We start from the raw sequence: 24,154 nt of genomic DNA on the forward strand, positions 1-24,154 counted from the left end.
CCTCACAGCTTGACATTAACGATGGTTGGTGCGGCTTTACTATGGGTAGGTTGGTTTGGTTTCAATGCTGGTTCTAACCTTGAAGCAAACGGTTATGCATCATTAGCTTTATTAAATACTATGATTGCGACTGGTGCGGCTACTCTAGCTTGGGCATTCTCAGAATGGCTATTCAAAGGTAAACCTTCTATGTTAGGTGCGGCTTCTGGTGCGGTTGCAGGCTTGGTAGCAATTACACCTGCTTGCGGTTTCGTAGGCCCAATGGGTGCAATTATCATTGGTCTGCTCGTTTCACCAATCTGCTACTTCTTTGTTGCTAAAGTGAAATACTGGCTTGGTTACGATGATGCACTTGATGTATTTGGTGTGCATGCCATCGGTGGTATCTTTGGTGCACTGGCAACGGGTGTGTTCGTAAACCCAGCACTAGGCGGAATGGGCGTATATGACTACGTTGCAAATGCTGTTGGTGAGTATAACTTTGCTGCACAAATGACTGCACAAATCTATGCAGTAGCAACTGCCATCATCGTTTCAGCGACAGTTTCATTCATTGCTTTCAAAATTGTAGATGTAGTCATCGGTCTACGTGTAAGTGAAGAATCTGAACGTGAAGGTTTAGATACCTCAGAACATGGTGAACGTGCGTATCACGCCTAATTAACACCTTAGGTAATCTCTAAACGGGCGCTTAGGCGCCCGTTCTTATTTGCGCTTACTGATGTAGATAAATCGACAATTACAAAAAAATACGTCAGGAATCGTTTAATATTCAAAATATTTAAAAAAACCACTTGACACATAAAACTAAATAACTAATTATGTAGTTATGAAAATAATCCATACAATTCCTGACGAATGGCAAAACATAGCTCACCTGTTTATCGCCTTAGGAGATGCACATCGGCAACGCATATTGCTTGCCTTTGAAAAAGGTGAGCGAATGAACATACTGCAAATTGCCGCCGCCTCTACCTTAAGCCGAACTGCAGTCACGCATCACTTAAAAATACTGCATCAAAGCGGCGCTTTGCAAAGTGAAAAAATTGGTAAAGAAGTGTATTTTTGGGTCAATAAAAGCTTTATCACACACGCAATTAATGGCGTATTGCATTATATTGAAACCGAAATCTAACTAGTTAAAGTTTGGAGATTAACAATGCTGGCTAAACTATTACGTTCTGTTTGCAAAATTCTGTTTCGGGTCGAAGTGCGCGGCATCGAAAATGTTCCGCAAGAAAACAGACTATTGATTGTAGCCAACCATGAATCGTTTTTAGATGGCTTATTACTCGGTTTATTTTTACCCAAAAAGGCCACCTTTGTGGTGCACACTTCCGTTCTTAAAAAGTGGACGTTTAGACAAGCCTTACGCCTAACACCGCATTTAGCCGTAGACCCTAGTAGCCCTTTGGCCATGAAAAAAGTGATTAAATTGCTGGAATCTGGCGAAAATGTTGTGATTTTTCCTGAAGGCCGCATCACCTTAACTGGCAATTTAATGAAAGTCTATGACGGCCCAGGCTTTGTCGCTGCTAAAACAACTGCCGACATTTTACCAGTGCGCATCGATGGTGCCGCTGAGTCTTATTTTGGTCGCTTATCAAGCCACCACCCTAGAAGATTATTGCCAAAAGTCATGCTAACCATCATGCCAACCACCACCATTGCCATGCCAAAATCAACGCATCATGGCTTTCCTACTGGCAAGCAGCGCCGCCGCATAGCAGGCGAGGGCATGCGAAGTGTAATGCAGAAAATGCTATTTCAATCGCAAAAAAGTCGCACCCTTTTTGAATCACTTTTGGACGCAATGGATAAGTTTGGCAGTAATTACAAACTCATTGAAGACATGAATGAGACGGAAGAAACTTATCAGGACTTACTAAAAAAGAGCTTAGCGCTTGGCCGAATCGTTACTAAAGTAAGCAAATCGAATGAGGTGGTTGGCGTACTGATGCCCAACATCACCAATACCGTTGCACTGATTTTTGGCATGAGCGCATTTAACCGCATTCCTGCGATGCTGAACTACACTTCCGGCACCGCCGGCATGCAAAACGCATGCATCGCCGCCAATGTAAAAACCATCATCACTTCGCATAAGTTTATCGAGACAGCTAAATTGGAAAGCGTGGTTGAAGGCCTGCAAAATCTCAATGTACTGTATTTAGAAGACTTGCGTGCCGATTTTGGTGTGGTGGATCGTGCTTGGCTCATTGGGTATGCACTACATTATCCTCGCGCCGCGATGGAAGTGAATAAGCCCGACGAGCCAGCCGTGGTGCTCTTTACTTCTGGTTCAGAGGGCAAGCCCAAAGGCGTAGTACATTCGCATAAAAGTATCTTATCTAACATATCGCAAATCATGGCCGTATTGGATTTTAACCCCACCGATAAAGTGATGATGGTCTTGCCGATTTTCCACGCCTTTGGATTCACGGGCACTATGCTACCGGTATTAAATGGCATCAAAATTCATATTTTTCCCTCACCATTACAATACAAAGTCATACCTGAAGTAATTTATGATCGCGGCTGTACCATATTTTTTGCCACCAGCACCTTCTTAGGCAATTACGCCAAATATGCACACCCGTATGATTTTTATAAACTACGTATTGTGGTGGCTGGTGCAGAGAAGCTTAATGAAGAAGTGCGTAAAACCTATGCCGAAAAATTCGGAATTCGAATTTTAGAAGGTTACGGTGCTACCGAATGTGCCCCCGTACTTTCAGCCAATACACCTATGGCCAACTTTAATGGCAGTGTGGGGCAATTTGTACCCGGTTTAGAGCACAAACTTGAATCTGTGCCTGGCATAGACAAAGGTGGCCTGCTACATGTGCGCGGAGAGAACGTCATGCTGGGTTATTACTTATTTGATCAGCCGGGTGTACTCAACCCGCCCGCCGAGGGTTGGTACAACACGGGAGACATTGTCGAAGTGGATGCACAAGGCTTTATTCATATAAAAGGTCGAGTAAAACGTTTCGCCAAAGTGGCAGGTGAAATGGTGTCACTCGAAGTGGTCGAACAAATTGCCAATACCGCCGCACCAGAGCATCAACATGCGGCCAGCACTCAAACGGATGTGCAACGCGGAGAAAATATAATTCTATTCACCACTGACCCGAGCCTAAAACGCGAAGATCTGCAAATTGTTGCTAAAAACTTAGGCAGTCCAGAAATCGCAATTGCACGAAAAATTATTCGCGTAGAAGAACTACCTGTTTTAGGTACAGGCAAAACCGACTATGTTTCGTTAAAACAAATGGCTGAGGCCGCGTAATGGCCTACAAGCAAATTAAAAAAGGCATATTCAGTTTAGCGCTTATAGCCAGCCCCTTGGTTTACGGGGCTGAAAGTAACTTTAAACCCGAGCCAGCACTAAGCCAAACTGGAGTTATCGAACTAAAATTCAATAGTGCGTACGCGCAAGATGCGCTTCAAGTATTGGCATTTATCGAAAGTTCACACAAGCTTCGTGAGCAACTGCCTGGCTTTATTAAGGAATCGAATCAAGCCATTTCTAAACATAAAGGCGCATTACCCTCGGCTTATGCCTTACGCTTAGCTAAAGCGCTTTCTGAAGCGCATGATTTACGCGACAACTTGTTTAAGCAGGCTTTAAGGCATCGTGGTGCGTTGTACCGGGTAGACAATGAGATTGACGATAACACACGCGTAACAGAGATTGTGATTGCCATGTCAGCGGCAGTGACGCTTTACGAAAACAGCAACGAAATGCATCAATCCTTTGACAACAATCGCCTGTTACGCAAAAAACTCAATGAAGGGTATCCAGAGTTTGGTATTCCTGAAGGATTTTATGATTCTTCCACCATGCGCTCAAGCAACCCAGAATATCGTAAAACCTTTTTGGATGCCGTGCGCTATTTTAATGACAATAAACCTGCTATTGAAGCGCAAATCAACGTCAGCTCAGATGCAGTGCAATCGCTCTATGGGCATATTGCTCGTAGTCCTATGCTAAAAGGCTTTAAAGGTAGCAATGTTTTTAAAGAAATTGTGGTATTGCCTATCAAAGCGGCGGAAGGAACGGTGCATTTATCTGAGCACAGCTTGAATAAAATTAAATTCACTGGCTCAAAAGTTGTAGGTAACAGTATGGGCGTGGTGCGATGGCGCGATGGCAAGCTCAAAGGCAACACAAGCGTATTGCAGCAGATGTTAGCGCAACTTCAACCGGGCGATATTTTGCTTGAAAAGACACCGTTTACACTGACAGATAAAAGCATACCTGGGCATTTTGGTCATGCAGCCATTTACGTGGGCTCGGTAGAACAACTGCATGAAATGAAAGCACTTGAATTGCCCATTGTACAAAAAAATATCGCCAAAATTGCTGACGGCCATGGCGTGGTTGAGGCGCTAAGAAGCGGCGTGCAACTCAACATGCTGCAAGATTTTATGAACGTGGATGATGTGGCCATTTTGCGCCCCAAAAATCTAAGCGTGGCGGATAGGCTTGAGGCAGTGAAACTTGCCTTAGGAAACTTAGGGAAAAAATACGACTTTAATTTTGACGTGAACACCACGAACACCATTGTATGTTCTGAACTGGTGTACATCGCTTACCCTCAAGTCGATTTTGTTACCAAAAATGTATTGGGTAGCTTTGCAATTACGCCCGATGACATTGCCCTACGTGCGGGAACTGACGAAGCCGATCCGCTACAGCTGGTGTTATTTGGCCATGATGGCAAATTGGTCTTTACTAATAATACAAACAAAATTGATAACAATGGCTTGGCTTTGTACGAAAAACTGGTAAAGGGCAAACCCTTATCTGGAGAAAAACGTAACTCGTCCCAACGTACCGCTTTTACGGGGTTTTTATAGTGTTCCTTAGAACAAAATCATTCCCTACTTCTATGTTAGTAAATGCTTACACAGGCTTACAAGCTTGGTTCGAATCGGGACACAAAAACCCTTGCCTAGCTGGTTTGCCAGAGGAGCTAAAAAATCACCCTTTAATGAAGCAAGTTTGGTCAGGCATTGACTCATCAAAAGTATGGGATTGCCATGCGCATATCATCGGCTCTGGCGATAGTGGTAGCGGCGCATGGGCCTCACCCAAGATGGATAGCTGGCGGCATCCGATTTTAAAGATTCAGAAATATTTTCACATCAACGGCGCTGGGCTAGATAAAAAAAATGAAGATATCAGTTTTGTTAGCCGCCTAGCGCACTTATCCAGTGAAATGCCTGCGGGCTATAAAACCATGTTGTTTGCCTTTGATTGGTCACACGATGAGACAGGCACGCCGCTCAAAGAACAATCTATTTTTCATATTCCAGACAGTTATGCGGCACAAATTGTAAATCAGCATCCACAGCATTTTCAATGGGTAGCCTCAATTCACCCTTACCGTCCCGATGCGATTGATGCACTGGAGCGCGCACATGCTGAAGGCGCGGTCGCCATGAAATGGCTACCATCCTCGATGAATATTGATCCTGCATCGCCAAAGTGCAAGCAGTTTTACCAAAAGCTACAAACATACAATATGCCTATTATTAGCCACGTTGGCCGTGAAAGTGCTGTACCAGGTGGTAACCTAGATTTTAATAACCCGCTAAAAGCACACCACATGCTAGACGCGGGTGTGCGGGTGGTAATGGCGCACTGCGGGAGTGATGGCAAAGATAAAGATTACGACAACCGCAATAAAGTTGTCACCAGCTTTGAGTTATTTACCCGCATGATGGATATACCCGCCTATGAAAAATTATTGTTTGGCGACATTTCCGCCACCACCTTATTCAACCACGCCTGGGTACTTAAGCATGTATTAAGGCGCAGCGACTGGCATCACCGCTTGCATAACGGCACAGATTATCCGTTGCCTGGCGTTTTTCCGCTAATTACTAGCAAACAATTTCATCGCGAAGGTATGTTGGAGGCCGAGCACGTGCCGTTTTTGCAAGAAGTGCGTAAATACAACCCGATTATGTTTGATTTTGCCATGAAACGATTGCTTCGTTTTGAGGGCAAACAATTTCCTGCCAGCGTATTTGAAACGCGTGGATTTTTTCAAAAATAGTGTCACTTAAAAATGAAAACAATGAAGATTATTTTATTGGTAAGCGTTGCTGTGACAATCAACCTATGGTTGTTACTCGGTTGCGCTTTAAAACCAACTTTAGAAACGCGTTCTAAGTTGGCTACAGATGCGATTGTGTATATTAATGGTGTTGAAGCCGCAAATAGCTAAGAAATTATTGCAGAATTAAATTCCTTACGCGATAAACAATGGCGAAAATTTGCAGGAAAAGTTTCAGCTGGTCAGGTGTTGTTGGAGGTAAAAACTAAAAATACCAATGAAGTTGTGCGCTTTAGTTTATATGCGCACGGCATCGAAGAATATGGTGGTAAATATTCTGTGAACACCTCTGGCGGCTATGCTTATGGTGATTTTTATAAGCTACATGCGCTTATAGGCATTGTAAAAGAACATTCTAGTAATCTGCTAACTCAGTAGGTATTCGGAAAATGCAAGCGTAATTTAAAGCGTGTTATAGATATATTAGTGTGATGTTGGTTATTTAGGGGAAATTTATGGGGTCGCTATTATTTTTACTGGGAATATTGGGAGTCGTCGTCGTTATCGGCGGTATTGTGAGTTTTTTTTCATTATTCACCTCCAGCAGCCGAGATACTAAAATACGGGAAATCGAGCGAGAAACCAATAAATTGAGCGTTGAAATTACACGCTTGAGCACGCGGTTGGACGTGCTTAAAAAGTCCATAGAAAATCAGCCGCAAGCTACACCCACGCAAACGGTTACCCTAGAAGTGGATTCGCCTGAGTTGATTGTTGAGCCAACAATCGATTTAAACTCCAACCTCGAAACTCAAACCACGCCACTCACGGATGATGATTTAACCGCACAAGCCCTGGCTGCGGTCACCACTAACACACCCATTAAAGCGGTGGATCCCCTAGCTGCCACCACTTCAACCAAGCCAACAAATACTAACAGTGCAAAATCCGTGGCGCCCGCTAGGCCAGCTTATGTTAGACCGCCCATCAAGCCAGCCGAGCCTAATTTTATCGAACGTGGCTTTGCTTATGTCAAAGACTGGTTGTTTGGTGGCAACACCCTAGTGCGTTCAGGTATTGTCATTTTGTTTATTGGCATTAGCTTTTTACTTAAATTAGCCGTGGATAATGGCTTTATTCCCATTGAATTTCGCTTGACTGCCGTCGCCTTGGGTGGCATCGCTCTGTTGGTGCTAGGCTGGCGCTTACGTAATAAGCGCACTGAGTACGCATGGGCCTTGCAGGGCGGCGGTATCGGGATTTTATACTTGACCATTTTTGCTACACTCAAGCTGTACGCGCTGATTCCAGCTGGCCCAGCCTTTACCTTACTGGCCGCAATCGCGTTTTTATCAGCATTTATTGCAGTCAAACAATCTGCTTTGCCTTTGGCAATTCTAGGCTTCACTGGCGGCTTTTTAGCGCCCGTGCTGACCTCAACAGGCAGTGGTAGCCATGTCGCCTTATTCAGCTATTATCTGGTGTTGAATTTAGCCATTGCCTTTGTTGCGTTTCATAAAAGCTGGCGGCCGCTAAATGTACTCGGCTGGTTCTTTACCTTTATTATCGGCACTTTGTGGGGTGCAAAGAACTACATTCCAGAACACTTTGCTACCACTGAACCGTTTCTGATTATTTTCTTTCTACTGTTCACTGGCATTGCCGTGTTATTTGCGCATCGTCAGGCGGCAAAAGCCAGCGATTACGTGGATGCTACGTTAGTATTCGGCACACCATTAATCGCCTTTAGTTTGCAATATGCCTTACTTAAAGATTCGCACTTTGGCTTGGCATATAGTGCCTTAGCGTTGGGTATTTTCTATATCGGGTTAGCTTGGTGGGTGCTCACCCGCAAGCGCGATACCCTGCAATTTTTGGGTGAATGCTTTATTGCATTGGGCATTGGTTTTATCACGCTTACCCTACCACTCGCCTTGGATGGTCGTTGGACCTCAGCGGCATGGGCAGTAGAAGGAGTGGGGCTGTTATGGGTAGGTCTCAAACAAAATCGCACTTTCCCAATACTCTCTGGCTTAGCATTGCAGCTATTGGCCGCCTTTGCCTTTATTAAAGGCTGGGGGCTCACCGGTTATTCGGGAATATCGAATCAAAATATGTATTTGGGCGTTGGCTTTATCGCGCTCTCTGGCTGGGCATGTGGAGCCTTGTGGAATAAATATCGCCCAGAAAAAAATGCTTTATTAACTTCTGCCCTTGCCTTATGGGGCTGGGCTTGGTGGGTAGCTTCAGGCTTAACCGCAATTGATGAACTATTGCCCAACAAGTTATATGGTCACTTCGTGCTTATCTTTATTGCGGCCACTAGCCTGTTGTTGCCAGTAGTTTCACGCTATTTCAAATGGCCAAAGCTGGCTAGTCTTTCGGCGTTATTGCTACCTGTTCTTGCATTTGCAACACTCTTCGAAGCTTCCGGCGGATTGCGCATCTATTATCAAACCCATCCATTTGCTCATTACGGCTACCTCGCTTGGCCATTCGCCTTATTGGCTTACGCATGGCTGATTGATAGTGCTGCTGTGCCAAATAAAACTTGGCTACGTGCGCCCTTAGTTTGGATAAGCGCCATTATTGGCGTACTAGAATGGCAGTACCAAATTGGCCAGTTTTTAAATGAATCCAGTGTCTGGAAAGAGATTGGCTGGGCAATTGTGCCAATCTTAATCGTGCTAGGCATAACGCGCTGGCAGTTTGGAAAAACGCGCACATTAAGCAGCTTGCAGTTAGCAAATGCCCACACCTGGGCATGGACTGGCAGCGTTCCACTCGTGCTGTTTTTAGGACTATGGTTTTTCTGGATGTCACTCAACTCCAGTGGCAATGCCGCACCACTACCCTATGTGCCTTTGATTAATCCGCTAGACATCACGCTGCTTGCTACCTTGCTTTTGCTGTTTATCTGGCACCGTGCGGTAAGCAAACATCTGGACAAACTCAAAGGCGCATTGCATATCATTGCCAGTGTGGCGGGCTTTACCTTGCTGAATGGCATTTTGTTGCGCACCTTGCACCACTGGATAGGCACACCTTTTCAATGGGCATCGATATTCACTAATTCAACTGTGCAAATGTCGTTTACTTTCTTGTGGGGCATTACCGCCTTTACGCTCATGCTACTCGCGCACCAACGCGCACAGCGTCAGCTTTGGCTAGTGGGCGCAGGCCTGATGGGGATTGTTGTTGCCAAACTCTTCTTACTCGATTTATCACAAACGGGCTCCGTTGAACGTATTGCCTCCTTTATAGGCGCAGGTTTAATGTTGTTGGTAATGGGCTATTTTGCGCCGATACCGCCTGCCCAGCAGGAAGTAAAGAATAGTATTAAGAAAGAGGTTTAACATGAAATTTTATACATTAATATTTGCCCTCATTTTCACTGCCAGCAATGCCGCCGCTGCCGACTTTAGGCTAGACACCACGGGCGATGCGCCACTGTATCAAAGTGCATTGCCCAAAGATATCTATCAACACAGCCGCGCAGATAATTTGCAGGACCTCACGATCAGTAACGCGGCGGGGGAGCAAGTGCCCTACACGCTAATGCGCTATGAAGATTTGCACCCGCAAACGGCCATTAAAAAAGAAGTGAAGCTACTAAATGTGTTGCCTATTTATGTTGATGATCTTGATGATTCAGACGGCAGACAGCATGCTCTAAAGTATTTTCAGGTTGCAAAGGGTTCGGTTGATATCTCATTAGAAATTAATACGCAAATTAAGGAGCCTAATAATATTTATTTGGTGGATGCTGGTGAAAAGCACCCGCCTGTGCAAAGCTTCACCGTAGACTGGATAGGTCATGAAGATAGGTTTTTGACTATAGACGTAGAAGAGAGCGACGACTTAGAACATTGGTCGAATATCGGCCGTGGGGTATTGCTAAAAACGAAAAACAAAAATTCAGCTGTCGGTGTGTCAGCAATTGATGGCATACTGGTTCAAAATACCATTACTTTAGACCGTGCCAGTAGTGCGCACTATTTTAAAGTGATGCCATCAGATAGAACACTTAATGGGCTACTACTGACTAAGATAGTCGCCCAATACGATAGCGTGCGCCCACTAACTCCAGACATACTTTGGCAAAATATTCCCTTACTTAAGCGCGAAGTACCTAGCAACGACAAAGCTTTAACAAACATTGATTTTGAATCATTAGGCCGTTATCCCGCCAGCTATTTACGCGTGCAGTTGCCACAAAATAACACCATTACCAGTGCTATTGTGCAAGTGCGCAATAGAAACGATGCCCCATGGCAAACGCTCACCAGCGCATCACTCTACCGTATGGATAAGGCGGGCAAAGCCTACACAAACCCTGATATAGCGTTAAATACTTCTACATGGCGATATTGGCGTTTGCAATTTCACGCGTCTAACGGCGGCTTTGGCGCCGAAAACCCAACGCTTTCATTAGGGTGGATACCGAAAACCGTAGTGTGGAACGCGCGTGGGCAAGCCCCTTTTATCTTGCGCGTAGGCAACAGCCCGACCATCGTAAGTGCGGTCGATATCACCAGTTTGATTCCCGATTATAAAGTTGAAAAAGTAAGCAAATTACCTAACGCGAATATTGTCTTAGGTACTATTGGCACAAGCGACTTAACAAGCACAAGCAAGCCCCCAGCCAATAATAGCTGGACATCTGCGCCCGATTACAAAACATGGTTATTATGGGGCGGGCTGTTTTTGGGCGTTTTGCTGTTGGCTGGCATGGCTTATTCTCTGCTTAAGACTGAAAATAAAGCGTAAATGAAAAACCAATTTTCTTTAATGCGTGAACGGCGTTTTCGCCCGTTCTTTTTCACGCAGTTTTTAGGTGCCTGCAATGATAATTTATTTAAAACAGCGCTAATTACATTAGTTGCATTTCACGCCAATCGCCTAACTAACATCGACGGCGGTACACTTGCAACGCTATTGCCTGGTTTGTTTATATTGCCATTTTTTCTTTTCTCGGCCACCGCGGGGCAGTTAGCCGATAAATTTGAAAAATCCCAGCTTATTCGTTACATAAAAGTCTTTGAGATTGGCATTATGCTGTTTGCCAGCGCTGGCTTTTTTCTACACAACATTGGCTTACTCGCCACAGCCCTGTTTATGATGGGCATGCACTCCACTATTTTTGGCCCCGTAAAATATTCTTATTTGCCGCAACACCTGAAGGAAACCGAGCTGATTGGCGGCAACGGCATGATAGAAATGGGAACGTTTGTAGCGATATTGCTCGGCCAAGTGCTGGGAGCTTGGGTGGCAATGCAACAGCAGCATGAAATTATAACCAGCTTAGCTATTTTACTTATCGCCGTAACGGGCTACTCAAGCAGCAGAGGTATACCAAATTCACCCGCAGCCGCTCCACAACTCAATATTAATTGGAATCCAATTACAGAAACGTATCGCAGCATTCAATTCATTTGGCAGCAGCAAACTATTTGGCTGGCGATTATCGCCATTTCTTGGTTCTGGTTTTTTGGAGCGACCTTACTTGCACAATTTCCTAACCTAGCGAAATACGTCTTATATGGCGATGAAAGTGTTTTTATTTTGCTACTTTCTATCTTCTCGCTTGGTATCGGCATTGGCTCACTGATGTGTGAAAAACTTTCAAAAGGTAAGGTAGAACTTGGCTTAGTGCTATTTGGTGCAATAGGAATGACGTTACTCACGGTCGATTTATATTACTCCAGCACCTGGATAAATATGCATTGGACGAAAGAAGTGCTTTTCGATTACTTAGGCTTTATCAGTAAAAATCACGATTTACACGGGAAGGTAATTTTTACCAGCTGGCGTCTATTGGCAGATATCGCGTTGATTGGCTTCTTTGGCGGTTTATTCATCGTGCCGCTTTATACGCTGATTCAAACTCAATCAGAAAAAAGCTATCGCTCACGCGTCATTGCCGCCAATAATATTATTAACGCCTTATTTATGGTGGTTTCAGCCGTGTTTTCAATCTTCATATTTAACCAAAAATTCAGTATTCCTGAGCTGTTTTTAGCAACGGCAATACTCAATTTAGTGGTAATGACTTACCTGTGCATCCGTCAGCCAGCGTACTACACGACTTTTTTGAAATGGATTAAATTGAGTAAATAACATAGGCTGTAAAATAAAAATACTATAGCCTGATTTAACGCGTTGTGTTGCTTAGGTTTTCTTCATTTCATCCACTCCATAGAGTAGTATTTGCTGATTTTAATTGATAGGGCAAACGGGAAGCAGGTCGAAGTTTATCAGGAGTAATTTAGCCTAGCGTCATGGCGTTTTTAAAGGTTGCGAAAGCACAAAGTCTTTTGGTAAAAACACCCAAATCTTGCCCACCTGTTTCATGGCACCGGCCTTAGCACCCGCATCATTTCCTGCGCCCCAAAAGAAGTCTGCACGAACGCCGCCTTTAATGGCACCGCCTGTATCTTGCGCCATCATCAAGCGTTTGAGTGGTTTTGTGCTATTTGGCTCCGTGGTCGATAAAAAAACGGGCGCACCTAAGGGCACATACTTAGGATCTATTGCAACGACGCGCTCCCCTAAAATTGGCACACCCAGCGCACCTAACGGGCCTGGCAAACCTGCTGGCAACTCTCTGAAGAACACGTAACTTGGGTTGCTATTGAGCAACTCGCGTAGCTTAGCTGGATTATTTCGTGCCCAATTTTTAATACCATTCATAGACGCGTTGGCCATGGTCAATTCACCACGTTCTACCAGTAATCTGCCGATGGAATTATAAGTGTGGCCGTTTTGGTCGGCATAACCCACATGCACCTGTTCGCCATTTTCTAACTTAACCAAGCCCGAACCTTGTACCTGCAGATAAAATACATCGAGGATGTCATCGATATAAATAAACTCACGCCCCTTAAGCGGCGCTGCATCAGATTCAATTTCGGCACGATTGTAATAAGGAACTAATTTATTGCCAACTAGCCTGCCGCGCACACGCTTGTATTTCAGTTCAGGAAACAAACTATCCAACTCAACAGTCACTAAATCGGTCGGTACTTGAAATAAGGGATTCGGGTATTTAGCAGATTTAAAACGGCTGCCTTTTAGTATTGGCTCGTAATAGCCTGTAATCAAGCCACTCTCTGTACCATCTGCATTCGTGGCTTTATACACCGAAAAATTTTGTTTGAAATAAGCCAGAATTGCCTCAGAAGTGGGCTTGCTGCCAGTTTGACTGTTTAATTGCGCCGCAGTAGCACACGCCTTTTGCCACATGGGTTTATTTACTAATGTAGAGCAACTCTGCATCCAGGCAGGCCAAGAGGCATTTAGATCCGATAAATTGAGTTTATTTTGCCCCAAGCCATCCACTTCTTCCCACTGCGCGGGCTTAAGTAAACCATAGTCGGCATATTTAGCTTCTGTGGGTTTAACTTCTGCAGGCTTTACTTCAGCAATGGGTTTATCGGGTTCAGTAATTTGCACTGGCCCTGCATCTGGGCATTTCTCTACTGCTTTTACAACAACCTGCTTACATGCGGCACAGTCGCAACTGGCAGTCAGTTTAGTTGGTGGCGTTACTTTTAGATTTTTATTCGCGCACGAAGTGAGTCCGCAAAATAGCACCATCCCAATCAGTACTGATATTTTTCTAATCAATTGAGCGTCATCACAAAAACTAATGTAGCACTCTAGGCATTGCCAGTACAAAAGGCGGAATTTTCACATCAAACTGCGTGCCGTCATCAGCCACCATTTGATAGGTGCCGTACATTTCGCCCATGGGCGTAGTGAGCACCGTGCCGCTAGTGTATTCAAAATGCTCATTCGGATTTAATAATGGCTGGGCACCAACCACTCCCAAACCTTTTACTTCATTTTGCTCTCCGTTGGCATCTCTAATAATCCAATGGCGGCTAATTAATTGCGCTGCCACATTGCCAGTGTTGGCGATTTTCACGTGATAAGCAAACGCATAATGATTTTGCGCGATATCAGACTGGTCTGAAATAAACTCAACTTCAACTTTTACGGTACATTCGTAGTGTTTGGCGCTGGTCATTTAACAATACTCACTAAGTGATTAAGCCTGTTGTTGGTGAACTTGGGCTGGCCGAATACAGTTTTTTGGGCATACGGCCTGCAAGATAGGCATCACGGCCAGCCTCTACTGCTTTTTTCATCGCAGCTGCCATTAAAACAGGGTCGCGCGCTGCCGCAATCGCCGTATTCATTAGCACGCCTTGGCAACCAAGTTCCATCGCAATGGCCGCATCAGAAGCCGTGCCCACACCCGCATCCACCAATACTGGAATAGTAGCGTTCGCGATGATGATTTGTAGATTCCATGGGTTTAGAATCCCCATGCCTGAACCAATTAACGAGGCCAGCGGCATCACGGCAACACAGCCGATTTCTTCTAGCTGCTTGGCAATAATCGGGTCGTCTGAGCAGTACACCATCACATCAAAACCATCTTTTACCAAGGTTTTAGCAGCGGCAATGGTTTCAATCATGTTGGGGTACAGCGTGTTCGGGTCGCCCAGCACTTCTAATTTCACAAGCTTATGGCCATCTAACAACTCGCGCGCCAAACGTAAGGTGCGCACGGCATCATCGGCAGAATAACAGCCTGCGGTATTCGGCAAGTAAGTGAATTCTTCTGGCGGCAAAAACTCTAGCAACGAAGGCTCGCCTGCATTTTGGCCAATATTGGTACGGCGAATGGCTACGGTGATAATTTCTGCGCCACTAGCATCAATCGCTGCACGCGTTTGTGCAAAATCCTGATATTTACCCGTTCCCACTAATAAGCGTGAATGATAGGTTTTATCTGCAATTTTTAATAAGTCTGACAACTGTTATTTCCTTTTATAAAAACCACTAACCGCCACCCACTGCACCAACAATTTCCAATTTATCGCCATCCGCCAACTGCGTATCAGCAAACTGGCTACGTGGCACGATTTCACCATTACATTCAATGGCAAGCCGCTTGCCTTCTAACGCCAGTGTTTTGACCAAATCTGCAACACTCAAGCTTATCACTTCAAAATCACGTGTTTTACCGTTAATTGTAATCTGCATTGTAGGTAATTTAAGTTAGAAAATTTATCGGGTTTACCATTAAAGAATTCGATTTAAATGTCGATAGTCATTAGTAGGCAAGAGAATCTAAAGCACCATTTTACGAAAATTGTAGTGTGCTTAGCAAACCTTATCTCGATTATTTAACTGTCATCCAAATTAGCTTGGCATGCGTTATGTGAACTATTGATAAAATATGGCTTCTAACGGTATCTGTCTCACCAAGATAGATACTATTTTTTACTAGAATATCTAGACTGAAACATAATTTCAGAAGATAAAACTCCCAAAAGGATAAAACATGCAAAATGCTGCACAGCAAACTTTAAGCAAAAAAACTCTTAAAACATCACAAGTAGCAATCAGTAAACGCGAATTAATAGCACAAGCAAAACCCGTTGCAGATGAGCCAAAAGCAGAAAATAATCTACAACGCCTACTCGCTTCTTGCTGCGACTGCGTTTAGATTTAAATCAGAAAACAAAAGTAGCAGGGTGACTAGCCTGCTTGCTAACACTGCATAACGCTTTATGGCGTTGTACAATAACTAAATTATCGTATTTATAGTTAATTTAGAAAGTATGCAATGAAAATTCAAAGTCAAATCGCAGACATTCACACTGCCACAGGCCTGATGCGCACTTATATCCATCAACCCGTGGGCGATAACAAATATCCCACCCTCTTATTTTATTCAGAGATTTTTCAGCAAACAGACCCCATTGCCAGCGCGGCACGCATTATGGCCAGCCACGGCTATGTGGTGCTAGTACCAGAAGTTTTTCATGAACTAAACCCCATTGGCACGGTGCTGGGTTATGACAATGCAGGCCGCGACAAAGGCAACGCCGATAAAGGCAAAAAAGACGTGCAAAGTTACGACACCGACAACGTCGCGATGATAAGCTTTGCGAAACAACAAGCCTGGTTTGACGGCAACATTGGCGCCATGGGCTTTTGTATTGGCGGACACTTGGCCTTTCGCGCCGCACTACAGCCAGAAGTAAAAGCCACCGCCTGTTTTTACGCCACTGATCTAAACGGCAATCTAATCCCCAATCAACCAGGCCAACACAGCATGGATCGTGTAAGCGAAATCACAGGAGAGTTACTGATGATTTGGGGCAGACAAGACCCATACATCCCAACCAAAGACCGTGCAGACATTCAAGCCAAATTAAACGCCACTAACCTCACTTTTACTTGGCACGAATTCAATGCCCAGCACGCCTTTATGCGCGATGGCGATGAGCGCTACGACGCACAAACGGCTATGATAGGCTACCAATTAGCGCTGAATTTATTTAGCAGAACTTTGTAAAGGATTAGCCTGTAAATCATCATCGTCATACCGACGGAAGTCGGTATCCAGTGTCTTAAAGTCACTAGATTCTGTGTCCGGCACGGAATGACAATTCTGTATTATTTGTATTAGATTTAATATGTAAGCCTTTAAAAAAGCACTGCCCTGCGAACCAATATACATGCGGCCCGCAGGGCAGTGCTTTTTTACTTTGTCGCTGACTTATACATTAAAAAAAGCCCGATTTCTCGGGCTTTTTAGTTTTAAATCACAGCTTTAAACTTAGATTTCTAACTGTGGACGACCTGCTTCTGGCCAATCTAAATGGTAGAACTGGCCACGTGGCTGGTCTTTGCGCTCATAGGTATGCGCACCGAAGTAGTCACGTTGACCTTGTAACAAGTTAGCAGGTAAATCTGCACTGCGGTAGCCATCGTAATACGCCATCGCCGCGCTAAAACCTTGCGCAGGAATGCCATTTACAACCGCTAGTGCAATCACTTTACGCCATCCTTCTTGACCATCGTTCATGGCTTTGGTGAAGTATGGGTCTAACATCAAGTTTTTCAAACGTGAGTTCAACGCATAAGCTTCAGTGATTTTTTGCAAGAAACGTGCGCGGATAATACAACCGCCGCGCCAGATTTGAGCAATTTCACCAAAGTTCAACTTCCAGTTGTAAGCCACTTGTGCTTTATCAATCAATTGGAAGCCTTGCGCATAAGCACAGATTTTTGAGCAATATAAAGCGTTTTTAATCGCTTCAATGGTCGCTTTTTTATCTGTTTCATGTTTAATTGCTGGGCCTTTTAAGATTTTGCTAGCTTCAACACGTTCTTCTTTTAAGCTTGAAAGTGCGCGTGCATAAACAGCCGCAGCAATCGCGTTTGCTGGTGCGCCTAGTTCAAGCGCGTTCGCTGCTGTCCATTGGCCTGTACCTTTTTGGCCTGCGGTATCCAAGATTTGGTCTACCAAGAAGCCTTTAGTCATTGGGTCTTTTTGTTGCAGAATATCGGCAGTAATTTCAATCAAGAAGCTTGATAGCTCGCCTTTGTTCCACTCTTCAAATACTTTACCGATTTCGTCTGCTGGCATGCCGAGCAAGTTTTTCATCAACCAGTATGCTTCGCAAATCAATTGCATATCGATGTATTCAATACCGTTGTGCACCATTTTTACATAGTGCCCAGCACCGTCTGGTCCAATGTATTCGGCACATGAGAAACCCCCAACCACTGGCTTTCCTGGTTTACCGCCTTCCATTGGTTCGCCTGTTACAGAATCAACTTTAGCTGCGATATCACGCCAAATTGGCTCTAAGCTTGACCAAGCTTTACGTGTGCCTGAAGGCATAAGTGATGGGCCGAAACGTGCGCCAGTTTCACCGCCTGATACGCCTGAACCGATGAAGTCGATGCCTTTTACAGCTAATTCTTTTTCACGGCGAATAGTATCTGTCCACAATGAGTTACCGCCGTCGATGATAATGTCGCCTTGCTCTAAAAACGGCAATAAAGCGTTAATCGTAACGTCTGTTGCGCTACCAGCTTTAACTAACAAAATGATTTTACGTGGGCGTTTGATGCTTAATACAAATGAAGCTAAATCGGCATGTCCTACAACGCGCTCATGTGATGGCTCATTTTTTTTACATTCTTCAATAAAACTCACCATTTTTTTAGAGTCACGGTTGTAAACCGCAATGGTGTAGCCGTGATCGGCAATATTGAGAGCCAAGTTTTGGCCCATTACAGCTAGGCCAACTAGGCCAATATCAGCATTTTTCGTAGACATTTATCTTCTCTTTTGGAGTTGTTTAATGGAAAGGGTATTTTTGTACGCAAGATTATAAAACTTTTAACGGATGAATTTGTTAAAACTTTTGTAATTTAGTATTTTATTTTGATTTTTTGATGAATTTATAGAAAAAAGCCTTAAAAAATGACAAATAAAGGCTTTAAGGTGCATCAATTAAGGTAAAAATGCTCAACTAATAATCGCTACTTCTACCTGTTGAGTAACCTTGTGGAATATCGTTTTGCAGTTCACCACATTCTACGCATCGATGGTCGTGTAATGTTGGGCTCAACACCAATTCCGATCCTCCACAAGATTTGCAGTACTTTGTGTGTACCACAGGTGATTTGTGGTGCGTTTCGTGATGCTCCGTAGCCACTTTCGTGCTACCTAAACCGTATTTATTATCCATGGTAAACCTCCATAGTTAATATCCATTAGAACTTACAAATTACGCTTAATTAATGTCCATTGCAAGCATTAAATCATAGTAGTTTAGTCGGATATTATTTTTTAAGTTGCGGCTTGCAAGCTACATATGCGATTTTTTCACCATCGTCTAAGGTTGTTTGATCACCATTAATCAGTAAGGTAATCACACCGCTGGTATAGCGATTATTATTATCCGCCGATTTGCTAAGATTTACTTCATGGTCTGGGTAAATCAGCCAAGCATCATTCCCATTATTGAGCAATCTTATATAGAACTGCTTATTACCATCGCACACATAAGCTGTGGCATTTTCTGGCGCAGCGGAACGCTCTTTTGTCCCCGAACCAAATGGGTTTAACTTGATTGAGCTGCAGGCTGATAAAAATGCCAGCATACATACGGTTAATAAGGATAGTTTGAATGAGTGCATCGTGTATTCCCTGTGCGGTTAAAAATTTAGCTTATTTTACGTTGTAATCATGGTTTCGTGTGTGCGCTAGCCACCGGCACGACTTAATCGGTCTAACACTGCAGTCCAAGCTGGCGTATTCGGCGGCAATTCAACCAATAAGCGGTCTAGCTTGAGCGCATCTAAATCATGCAATGCGCTGTACAACTGCTCAGCCACTTCAGCTGGCTGATTTGACAATTGCCTGACTGTACAGCTTGGCATGGCGCCTTCACCGAACAATAAGGCTGCACATTGCAAGTTGGCTTTTGTTAGCACTTCACATTCGCGTAGCAGTAATGTCCTGTCGCTAAATAACAATAAAGGTGTGCGCGGCGAGTAATGCAGTGCATGTTGCCCTGGCGCTTTAGGGCTTAGTTTTTGAAATGCTTCCGTATCGTCATTCGCAACTTTAGCCTCTTGCGGCTTGCCTGCAACGCAGGCAATATCAGCCTCACTAATCATGCCTGGCCGCAACAACTGCCATTGACCATCGGCGGACACACTTATAATCGTCGATTCAATGCCCACTTGACACGCGCCACCATCTAACACAGGAATAGCATCCCCCAAACCTGTTTCTACATGCGCCGCAGTGGTTGGGCTAAGCTGCGTAAATAAATTAGCAGAAGGTGCGGCAACACTTAAACCGCTAAGCTTAAGTAAGGCCAGTGCTATTGGGTGATTGGGCACACGCAACGCAATGGTGGGCTCACCGCCGCGCACTACTTTTGAAACGTGCGCTTTGGCTGGCAAAATCAAGGTGAGCGCACCAGGCCAGAAAGCCTGTGCCAACTTTTTTGCCAGCTCTGGGAATGCCGAAGCCCAATCTGCGACTTGACTAGCATCGCTAATATGCACAATTAATGGATGGTCTGCTGGGCGCTGCTTAGTGCTAAATATTTTCGCAAGGGCAACATCATTGGTCGCATCGGCCGCCAAGCCGTAAACGGTCTCGGTCGGAATCGCGACAACTTCCCCATTCTGAAGTCTGGCTGCTGCCTCTTCTAAACTAACGCGCATAAAAATATTAATTGGTTCAAAACGTCTATTTTACTACTTATGCACACTCCGCATCATCATTTGGCTGTAATACGTTAAAATAGCGCATATTAATTTTTAAAGAAGTCATCATGAAGCAAACTCCAGTAAGCGAAATCACCGTAGAACACAACCCAGCGCAAGCAAAATTAGACGCGCTTAACGTAAGCAAATGGCCTACATGGAAAAAAGAAGTTTCAACTTTCCCTTGGTCATTTCCAGAACAAGAAATCGCGTATATTTTAGACGGCGAATGTGAAGTAACCACCTGCTGTGGCACTAAACTAACTTTTGGCAAAGGCGATTTAGTGACTTTTCCCGCTGGCGTAAATATTACGTGGGAAGTTAAACAACCGCTGCATAAGCATTACCAGTTAGATGGCAATATCATTACTCAGACATTTAAACGCATCAAGGCGGCATTAAAACTTTAGTTAAACTTATGCTTGCAAAAAACTTTGCGCACCCTAAATTGGGTGCGTTCTAATTTCTAGGGCAACATGCAATGTGATTTAACACAAAGAGTCATCGAACTAACCGCATGATTGAATTAGCCATAAGTACCATCTGCTCTTGGTTTTAGCAAAATCGGCGCATAAATCACCACAAAAATTGCAAAACTCACAATCCAAAAAACACTGGCGATAAACACCCAATTTACATAATATTGACTTAAAGCCATTGGCAATACTGCACGAAATATCACGCTGGCCAGCATCCCTGCGAAAGCTAGACTCAGCCAGCGAGAGGGCTTACGGACATCACGCCCTGTATGTCCTAAAGCGACGCGCGACATCATACTTAACGTCATTAAACCGATTCCACCAACCGTAAAAATATGTAGCGTTAATACCGGCAAATGACTCCACAATGCTTGTAGTCCGTAACACAAAAACCCTAGATTTATCAGCCAAGCGGATAAATACAAACTCCATAACAAGGGCACGCGCCATAGCCCAACCGTATGCCAGTTGTAGAGACGGTAACCATTTAAGGTAAATAAAATACCAGCGCTCAATGTGGTGACTGCTGCGTTCTGGATAAAAATGACATTCAAGAATAAAGCAAGAAAAACGACTAATATGCTGATATCCAGCCATTTGTATTGCTTTAGCTGAATTTTATAGTCCACACCGCGCTCAATAAAAAATGGGATGACGCGTCGCCCAATCATTAAAATCAGGCTAATAAAAAGCAATACCGCGCCGTTAATGGCATACAGCATGCCGCTCGATATCACCCCAAAGCAACCCAGATAAAATAGCCAATTACCCACCCAGAGCAGGATGATTTTACTCACCACCGCAAGTTGTATCCACTGTTTTGCTTTAACAATCGGAATGGCGATTGCCACGATAAGCATCAAACCAAACAATAAATCTGCCACTGCAGCCCAAGCTAAAAAATCTGTACCAAACAAAAATAGCAGCCTTGCGCTACACCAAAGCAGAAATAACACCATCAAGGGTTTGCCATGTAGTGTTGCGATGCCTGTCCAGTTTTTAACGGCCGTCAGCAAAAACCCCGCAACCACGGCCATGCCATAACCATAGAGCATTTCATGCGCATGCCATTGACTAAGCGAAATGTTAGTTACGATTACCTTACTGAAAGAGAAATAAGCCAGCATCCAAGCAAAAATCGAAAAAATCGCAAAAATGCTTGCCCCTAAAAAGAAGGGGCGAAAGCCAAGATTAAATAAGGCAAATTTCTGCGTACTTTTTTGACTGGGTTTGTTCATTTGAATTTGCATACTATCCTCGCCTCTACTTTAATCATCAAGTTGCCTAAAACCATACTAGGTCACCAACAATTTCTTGATGTTTCTATTATTAATCCGATAATGGTAACTCGATTATTAATCGAGAACCTTGATTCAGCACAAGATTAAGCCGATGACCAAATTAAATGCCGACATACAAAAAGCCACCGACCACCTTGCAAATATCGACGCAGATTGGGCAGGTTTAATCACTCACGTTGGTGTATGCAGTTTTGAACCAAAACTAGAACGTGAGCCCTACGAAGCACTGATTCGCGCTGTTGCTTACCAACAATTACATGCCAAGGCGGGCGACGCCATACTGAATAAATTCATCCTACTTTTTAATCCGCTGGAAACTAGCCAGACGAATTTGAGTAAGTTTCCTAGCCCAGCACAAGTGCTTGCGGCCGATCTTGCAGATTTACGCGCTTGCGGCTTTTCGGGCAGAAAAATCGAAACACTAAAAGGCATCGCGGAAGGTGCTTTGAGCGGGCTTGTGCCATCGCATGAAAAAGCGAGTGCAATGGCAGATGAAGACTTGATTCAACAGCTAATCACACTTAAAGGCATTGGCCGCTGGACGGTAGAAATGTTGCTTATGTTCAACTTAGCCCGCTTAGATATACTGCCTGCCGACGATTTTGGTATAGTAGAGGGCTATAGGCGCCTAAAGAAGCTAGACGCGGCACCCAAGCGAAAAGAAATTGCCGAAATAGGTAACGCATGGAGTCCCTATCGCACCATTGCTAGTTGGTATCTGTGGCGCGTACCAAAGTAGCTTCGTAGTAAATAATAACGGGTAAATAGTGCGCCTAATATATATCGGCAGAGTCACACTAGGTCAATGACGACTCATCGGACTATTTGCATAGCCTTACTGCCTTATTCACAGCACTAGGTTGTTAATTTTACACGTTCATTAACTCGGCCAACACTCATTTTTACACTGCCAGAATTTATTTAGTTTAACCAAGCAAACCCTAACCATGCAAATTTTCACACGTCACCATCACGCTTTTCTTAAATTACTCAGTTATCGCATGCTAATGGTGTTTTCTTACCAAATTATTGCCGTCACAGTAGGCTGGCATATTTATGAGATTACCCGTGACCCATTGGCGCTTGGTCTGATTGGTTTAGCTGAAGTGGTGCCATATTTTGCCTGCGCGCTTTTTGCTGGGCACGCAGTAGACCATTATTGTTCACGCCGATTTTTTGGCACTTTGGCTGCCGTTACACTAGGTATCAACGCACTCTTGCTTACGACATTGGCAATTGGCTATGTCGGCAATAGCGCAAACGAAAGCTACTGGATTTATGGCTCCATTATGCTGACTGGCGTGGGCCGCGCTTTTATTGCCCCCAGCTACAACACCTTATTTGCGCTGATTTTACCGCGTGAAGAGTTCGCTAAAGCCTCAGGCATTGGAAGCTCAACCTTTCAAATGGGCTTGATTATTGGGCCTGCAATCGGCGGCTTGCTAGTCGGGTTCGGCAGTAAAACTGTGGCATATGCCATTGCAGCCAGCTTATGCCTATTGGCGGCCATCGCAATTCGGTCCATTAATATCAAAGAGCCAGCCGTGGTAGAAAGTCCCCCCGTATTTGCCAGCATTAGCCAAGGCTTGCGCTTTGTATTTAGCAACCAGATCGTACTTGGTGCGCTTTCGCTAGATATGTTTGCCGTGCTGTTTGGCGGCGCGGTCGCCATGTTACCTGCGTTTATACAGGATATATATCATTACGGACCAGAAGGGCTCGGCATCTTGCGCGCCGCGCCCGCTATTGGTGCGATTTTGACGGGAATCTGGCTGACACGTCACCCCATTAATTTTCATGCAGGTCGCTGGTTACTGGCTGCCGTAGCGGGCTTCGGCATTAGCATTATCGGATTTGGCTTAAGCACCTCCATTTGGCTGGCGGGCTTACTGCTCATCCTTTCTGGTGTATTTGATGGCATCTCCGTTGTGTTACGTCAAACTATTTTACAACTTGCCACCCCTGATGCGATGCGGGGCCGCGTCTCGGCCATCAACGGTATTTTTATTGGCTCTTCAAACGAGTTAGGTGCTTTTGAATCGGGCTTAGCCGCACGTTTATTGGGGCTAGTGCCCTCTGTCGTATTTGGCGGGCTAATGACACTCAGCGTGGTGGGCATTACCGCAAAACTAGCGCCAAAACTAAGAAATCTAGAGTTGCATCAACTCCATTGATTTGTTCTACGTCAAGTTTCAGCGGG

General features: G+C 44.4%; 23 protein-coding genes and 1 pseudogene. 15 read left to right on the forward strand and 9 right to left on the reverse strand.

The window, feature by feature from the left end; all coding sequences use genetic code 11:
• The 10 genes and pseudogenes from HOO90_RS02595 to HOO90_RS02640 form a co-directional block, all read left to right on the forward strand.
• Window positions 1-660: pseudogene (locus tag HOO90_RS02595) on the forward strand (ammonia channel protein); the annotation flags it as partial.
• A gap of 169 nt (window positions 661-829) precedes the next feature.
• Window positions 830-1,135, forward strand: coding sequence for an ArsR family transcriptional regulator (locus HOO90_RS02600; RefSeq protein ID WP_292839179.1), 306 nt, complete (start codon window positions 830-832; stop codon window positions 1,133-1,135).
• Window positions 1,136-1,159: 24 nt separating this feature from the next.
• Window positions 1,160-3,292: a bifunctional acyl-ACP--phospholipid O-acyltransferase/long-chain-fatty-acid--ACP ligase gene (gene aas, locus HOO90_RS02605; RefSeq protein WP_292839181.1), complete on the forward strand. Its 2,133-nt coding sequence runs from the start codon at window positions 1,160-1,162 to the stop codon at window positions 3,290-3,292.
• Window positions 3,292-4,866: a YiiX/YebB-like N1pC/P60 family cysteine hydrolase gene (locus HOO90_RS02610; RefSeq protein WP_292839183.1), complete on the forward strand. Its 1,575-nt coding sequence runs from the start codon at window positions 3,292-3,294 to the stop codon at window positions 4,864-4,866. The genes aas and HOO90_RS02610 overlap by 1 nt, the downstream gene beginning before the upstream one ends.
• A gap of 32 nt (window positions 4,867-4,898) precedes the next feature.
• Window positions 4,899-6,071, forward strand: coding sequence for an amidohydrolase family protein (locus HOO90_RS02615; RefSeq protein WP_292839185.1), 1,173 nt, complete (start codon window positions 4,899-4,901; stop codon window positions 6,069-6,071).
• 21 nt (window positions 6,072-6,092) lie between these two features.
• Window positions 6,093-6,242, forward strand: a complete 150-nt coding sequence (locus tag HOO90_RS02620) for a hypothetical protein (RefSeq protein ID WP_292839187.1) — start codon at window positions 6,093-6,095, stop codon at window positions 6,240-6,242.
• Between the two features lie 81 nt (window positions 6,243-6,323).
• Window positions 6,324-6,509 carry a hypothetical protein gene (locus HOO90_RS02625; RefSeq protein WP_292839189.1) on the forward strand — a complete coding sequence of 62 codons (186 nt, stop codon included), beginning with the start codon at window positions 6,324-6,326 and terminating at the stop codon, window positions 6,507-6,509.
• A 77-nt stretch (window positions 6,510-6,586) separates the two neighbouring features.
• Entirely contained in the window at window positions 6,587-9,427 is a 2,841-nt protein-coding gene (locus tag HOO90_RS02630; RefSeq protein ID WP_292839191.1) for a DUF2339 domain-containing protein, read from the forward strand.
• Between the two features lies 1 nt (window position 9,428).
• Window positions 9,429-10,841, forward strand: coding sequence for a DUF3999 domain-containing protein (locus HOO90_RS02635; protein WP_292839193.1), 1,413 nt, complete (start codon window positions 9,429-9,431; stop codon window positions 10,839-10,841).
• A complete protein-coding gene (locus HOO90_RS02640) occupies window positions 10,842-12,191 on the forward strand; it encodes an MFS transporter (protein ID WP_292839195.1) in 1,350 nt (449 codons plus the stop codon).
• A gap of 159 nt (window positions 12,192-12,350) precedes the next feature.
• Here the strand turns inward: HOO90_RS02640 and HOO90_RS02645 are convergent, their stop codons facing one another.
• From HOO90_RS02645 to thiS, 4 genes are read right to left on the reverse strand one after another with little or no spacing between them, the layout of a single operon-like run.
• Window positions 12,351-13,697, reverse strand: coding sequence for a murein transglycosylase A (locus tag HOO90_RS02645; protein ID WP_292839233.1), 1,347 nt, complete (start codon window positions 13,695-13,697; stop codon window positions 12,351-12,353).
• A gap of 22 nt (window positions 13,698-13,719) precedes the next feature.
• On the reverse strand, window positions 13,720-14,103 hold the full coding sequence (apaG, locus tag HOO90_RS02650) for a Co2+/Mg2+ efflux protein ApaG (protein ID WP_292839197.1): 384 nt from the start codon (window positions 14,101-14,103) through the stop codon (window positions 13,720-13,722).
• Window positions 14,104-14,116: 13 nt separating this feature from the next.
• Window positions 14,117-14,899 (reverse strand): thiazole synthase, encoded by a 783-nt coding sequence (locus HOO90_RS02655; protein WP_292839199.1) that lies wholly within the window; start codon window positions 14,897-14,899, stop codon window positions 14,117-14,119.
• Window positions 14,900-14,924: 25 nt separating this feature from the next.
• Window positions 14,925-15,128, reverse strand: coding sequence for a sulfur carrier protein ThiS (thiS, locus tag HOO90_RS02660; protein WP_292839201.1), 204 nt, complete (start codon window positions 15,126-15,128; stop codon window positions 14,925-14,927).
• 301 nt (window positions 15,129-15,429) lie between these two features.
• On the opposite strand from thiS, the gene HOO90_RS02665 reads away from it, so the two are divergent.
• The gene (locus HOO90_RS02665; RefSeq protein ID WP_292839203.1) at window positions 15,430-15,594 is read left to right on the forward strand and encodes a hypothetical protein; all 165 of its coding nucleotides are present in this window, start codon (window positions 15,430-15,432) and stop codon (window positions 15,592-15,594) included.
• Between the two features lie 120 nt (window positions 15,595-15,714).
• Complete coding sequence (locus HOO90_RS02670) at window positions 15,715-16,449, forward strand: dienelactone hydrolase family protein (RefSeq protein ID WP_292839205.1); 735 nt, start codon at window positions 15,715-15,717, stop codon at window positions 16,447-16,449.
• Between the two features lie 264 nt (window positions 16,450-16,713).
• On the opposite strand, the gene gndA is transcribed toward HOO90_RS02670, so the two are convergent.
• The 4 genes from gndA to HOO90_RS02690 all read right to left on the reverse strand — a co-directional run bounded on the left by gndA (window position 16,714) and on the right by HOO90_RS02690 (window position 20,132).
• The gene (gene gndA, locus HOO90_RS02675) at window positions 16,714-18,225 is read right to left on the reverse strand and encodes an NADP-dependent phosphogluconate dehydrogenase (RefSeq protein WP_292839207.1); all 1,512 of its coding nucleotides are present in this window, start codon (window positions 18,223-18,225) and stop codon (window positions 16,714-16,716) included.
• 196 nt (window positions 18,226-18,421) lie between these two features.
• Window positions 18,422-18,640, reverse strand: a complete 219-nt coding sequence (locus HOO90_RS02680; RefSeq protein ID WP_292839209.1) for a hypothetical protein — start codon at window positions 18,638-18,640, stop codon at window positions 18,422-18,424.
• 94 nt (window positions 18,641-18,734) lie between these two features.
• Window positions 18,735-19,091, reverse strand: a complete 357-nt coding sequence (locus HOO90_RS02685; RefSeq protein ID WP_292839211.1) for a hypothetical protein — start codon at window positions 19,089-19,091, stop codon at window positions 18,735-18,737.
• A 66-nt stretch (window positions 19,092-19,157) separates the two neighbouring features.
• A complete protein-coding gene (locus HOO90_RS02690; RefSeq protein ID WP_292839213.1) occupies window positions 19,158-20,132 on the reverse strand; it encodes an L-threonylcarbamoyladenylate synthase in 975 nt (324 codons plus the stop codon).
• Between the two features lie 110 nt (window positions 20,133-20,242).
• Between HOO90_RS02690 and HOO90_RS02695 the strand changes: the two genes are divergently transcribed.
• On the forward strand, window positions 20,243-20,584 hold the full coding sequence (locus HOO90_RS02695) for a cupin domain-containing protein (protein WP_292839215.1): 342 nt from the start codon (window positions 20,243-20,245) through the stop codon (window positions 20,582-20,584).
• Between the two features lie 116 nt (window positions 20,585-20,700).
• Here HOO90_RS02695 and HOO90_RS02700 read toward each other — a convergent pair whose 3' ends face one another.
• On the reverse strand, window positions 20,701-21,903 hold the full coding sequence (locus HOO90_RS02700) for an NnrS family protein (protein WP_292839217.1): 1,203 nt from the start codon (window positions 21,901-21,903) through the stop codon (window positions 20,701-20,703).
• Between the two features lie 142 nt (window positions 21,904-22,045).
• Here HOO90_RS02700 and HOO90_RS02705 point away from each other — a divergent pair, with 142 nt between their 5' ends.
• Together HOO90_RS02705 and HOO90_RS02710 are read left to right on the forward strand one after the other, a co-directional pair.
• Entirely contained in the window at window positions 22,046-22,693 is a 648-nt protein-coding gene (locus HOO90_RS02705; protein WP_292839219.1) for a DNA-3-methyladenine glycosylase, read from the forward strand.
• Between the two features lie 208 nt (window positions 22,694-22,901).
• Window positions 22,902-24,128: an MFS transporter gene (locus HOO90_RS02710; protein WP_292839221.1), complete on the forward strand. Its 1,227-nt coding sequence runs from the start codon at window positions 22,902-22,904 to the stop codon at window positions 24,126-24,128.
• Window positions 24,129-24,154 lie beyond the last annotated feature (26 nt).

This window comes from Methylotenera sp., from assembly GCF_013141425.1.
GTDB lineage: Bacteria > Pseudomonadota > Gammaproteobacteria > Burkholderiales > Methylophilaceae > Methylotenera.

Coding starts and splice junctions, on each gene's coding strand:
- HOO90_RS02600 (WP_292839179.1), top strand. CDS start 830: ATGAAAATAATCCATACAATTCCTGACGAATGGCAAAACATAGCTCAC.
- aas (WP_292839181.1), top strand. CDS start 1,160: ATGCTGGCTAAACTATTACGTTCTGTTTGCAAAATTCTGTTTCGGGTC.
- HOO90_RS02610 (WP_292839183.1), top strand. CDS start 3,292: ATGGCCTACAAGCAAATTAAAAAAGGCATATTCAGTTTAGCGCTTATA.
- HOO90_RS02615 (WP_292839185.1), top strand. CDS start 4,899: ATGTTAGTAAATGCTTACACAGGCTTACAAGCTTGGTTCGAATCGGGA.
- HOO90_RS02620 (WP_292839187.1), top strand. CDS start 6,093: ATGAAGATTATTTTATTGGTAAGCGTTGCTGTGACAATCAACCTATGG.
- HOO90_RS02630 (WP_292839191.1), top strand. CDS start 6,587: ATGGGGTCGCTATTATTTTTACTGGGAATATTGGGAGTCGTCGTCGTT.
- HOO90_RS02635 (WP_292839193.1), top strand. CDS start 9,429: ATGAAATTTTATACATTAATATTTGCCCTCATTTTCACTGCCAGCAAT.
- HOO90_RS02640 (WP_292839195.1), top strand. CDS start 10,842: ATGAAAAACCAATTTTCTTTAATGCGTGAACGGCGTTTTCGCCCGTTC.
- apaG (WP_292839197.1), bottom strand. CDS start 14,103: ATGACCAGCGCCAAACACTACGAATGTACCGTAAAAGTTGAAGTTGAG.
- thiS (WP_292839201.1), bottom strand. CDS start 15,128: ATGCAGATTACAATTAACGGTAAAACACGTGATTTTGAAGTGATAAGC.
- HOO90_RS02665 (WP_292839203.1), top strand. CDS start 15,430: ATGCAAAATGCTGCACAGCAAACTTTAAGCAAAAAAACTCTTAAAACA.
- HOO90_RS02670 (WP_292839205.1), top strand. CDS start 15,715: ATGAAAATTCAAAGTCAAATCGCAGACATTCACACTGCCACAGGCCTG.
- gndA (WP_292839207.1), bottom strand. CDS start 18,225: ATGTCTACGAAAAATGCTGATATTGGCCTAGTTGGCCTAGCTGTAATG.
- HOO90_RS02680 (WP_292839209.1), bottom strand. CDS start 18,640: ATGGATAATAAATACGGTTTAGGTAGCACGAAAGTGGCTACGGAGCAT.
- HOO90_RS02685 (WP_292839211.1), bottom strand. CDS start 19,091: ATGCACTCATTCAAACTATCCTTATTAACCGTATGTATGCTGGCATTT.
- HOO90_RS02690 (WP_292839213.1), bottom strand. CDS start 20,132: ATGCGCGTTAGTTTAGAAGAGGCAGCAGCCAGACTTCAGAATGGGGAA.
- HOO90_RS02695 (WP_292839215.1), top strand. CDS start 20,243: ATGAAGCAAACTCCAGTAAGCGAAATCACCGTAGAACACAACCCAGCG.
- HOO90_RS02700 (WP_292839217.1), bottom strand. CDS start 21,903: ATGCAAATTCAAATGAACAAACCCAGTCAAAAAAGTACGCAGAAATTT.
- HOO90_RS02705 (WP_292839219.1), top strand. CDS start 22,046: ATGACCAAATTAAATGCCGACATACAAAAAGCCACCGACCACCTTGCA.
- HOO90_RS02710 (WP_292839221.1), top strand. CDS start 22,902: ATGCAAATTTTCACACGTCACCATCACGCTTTTCTTAAATTACTCAGT.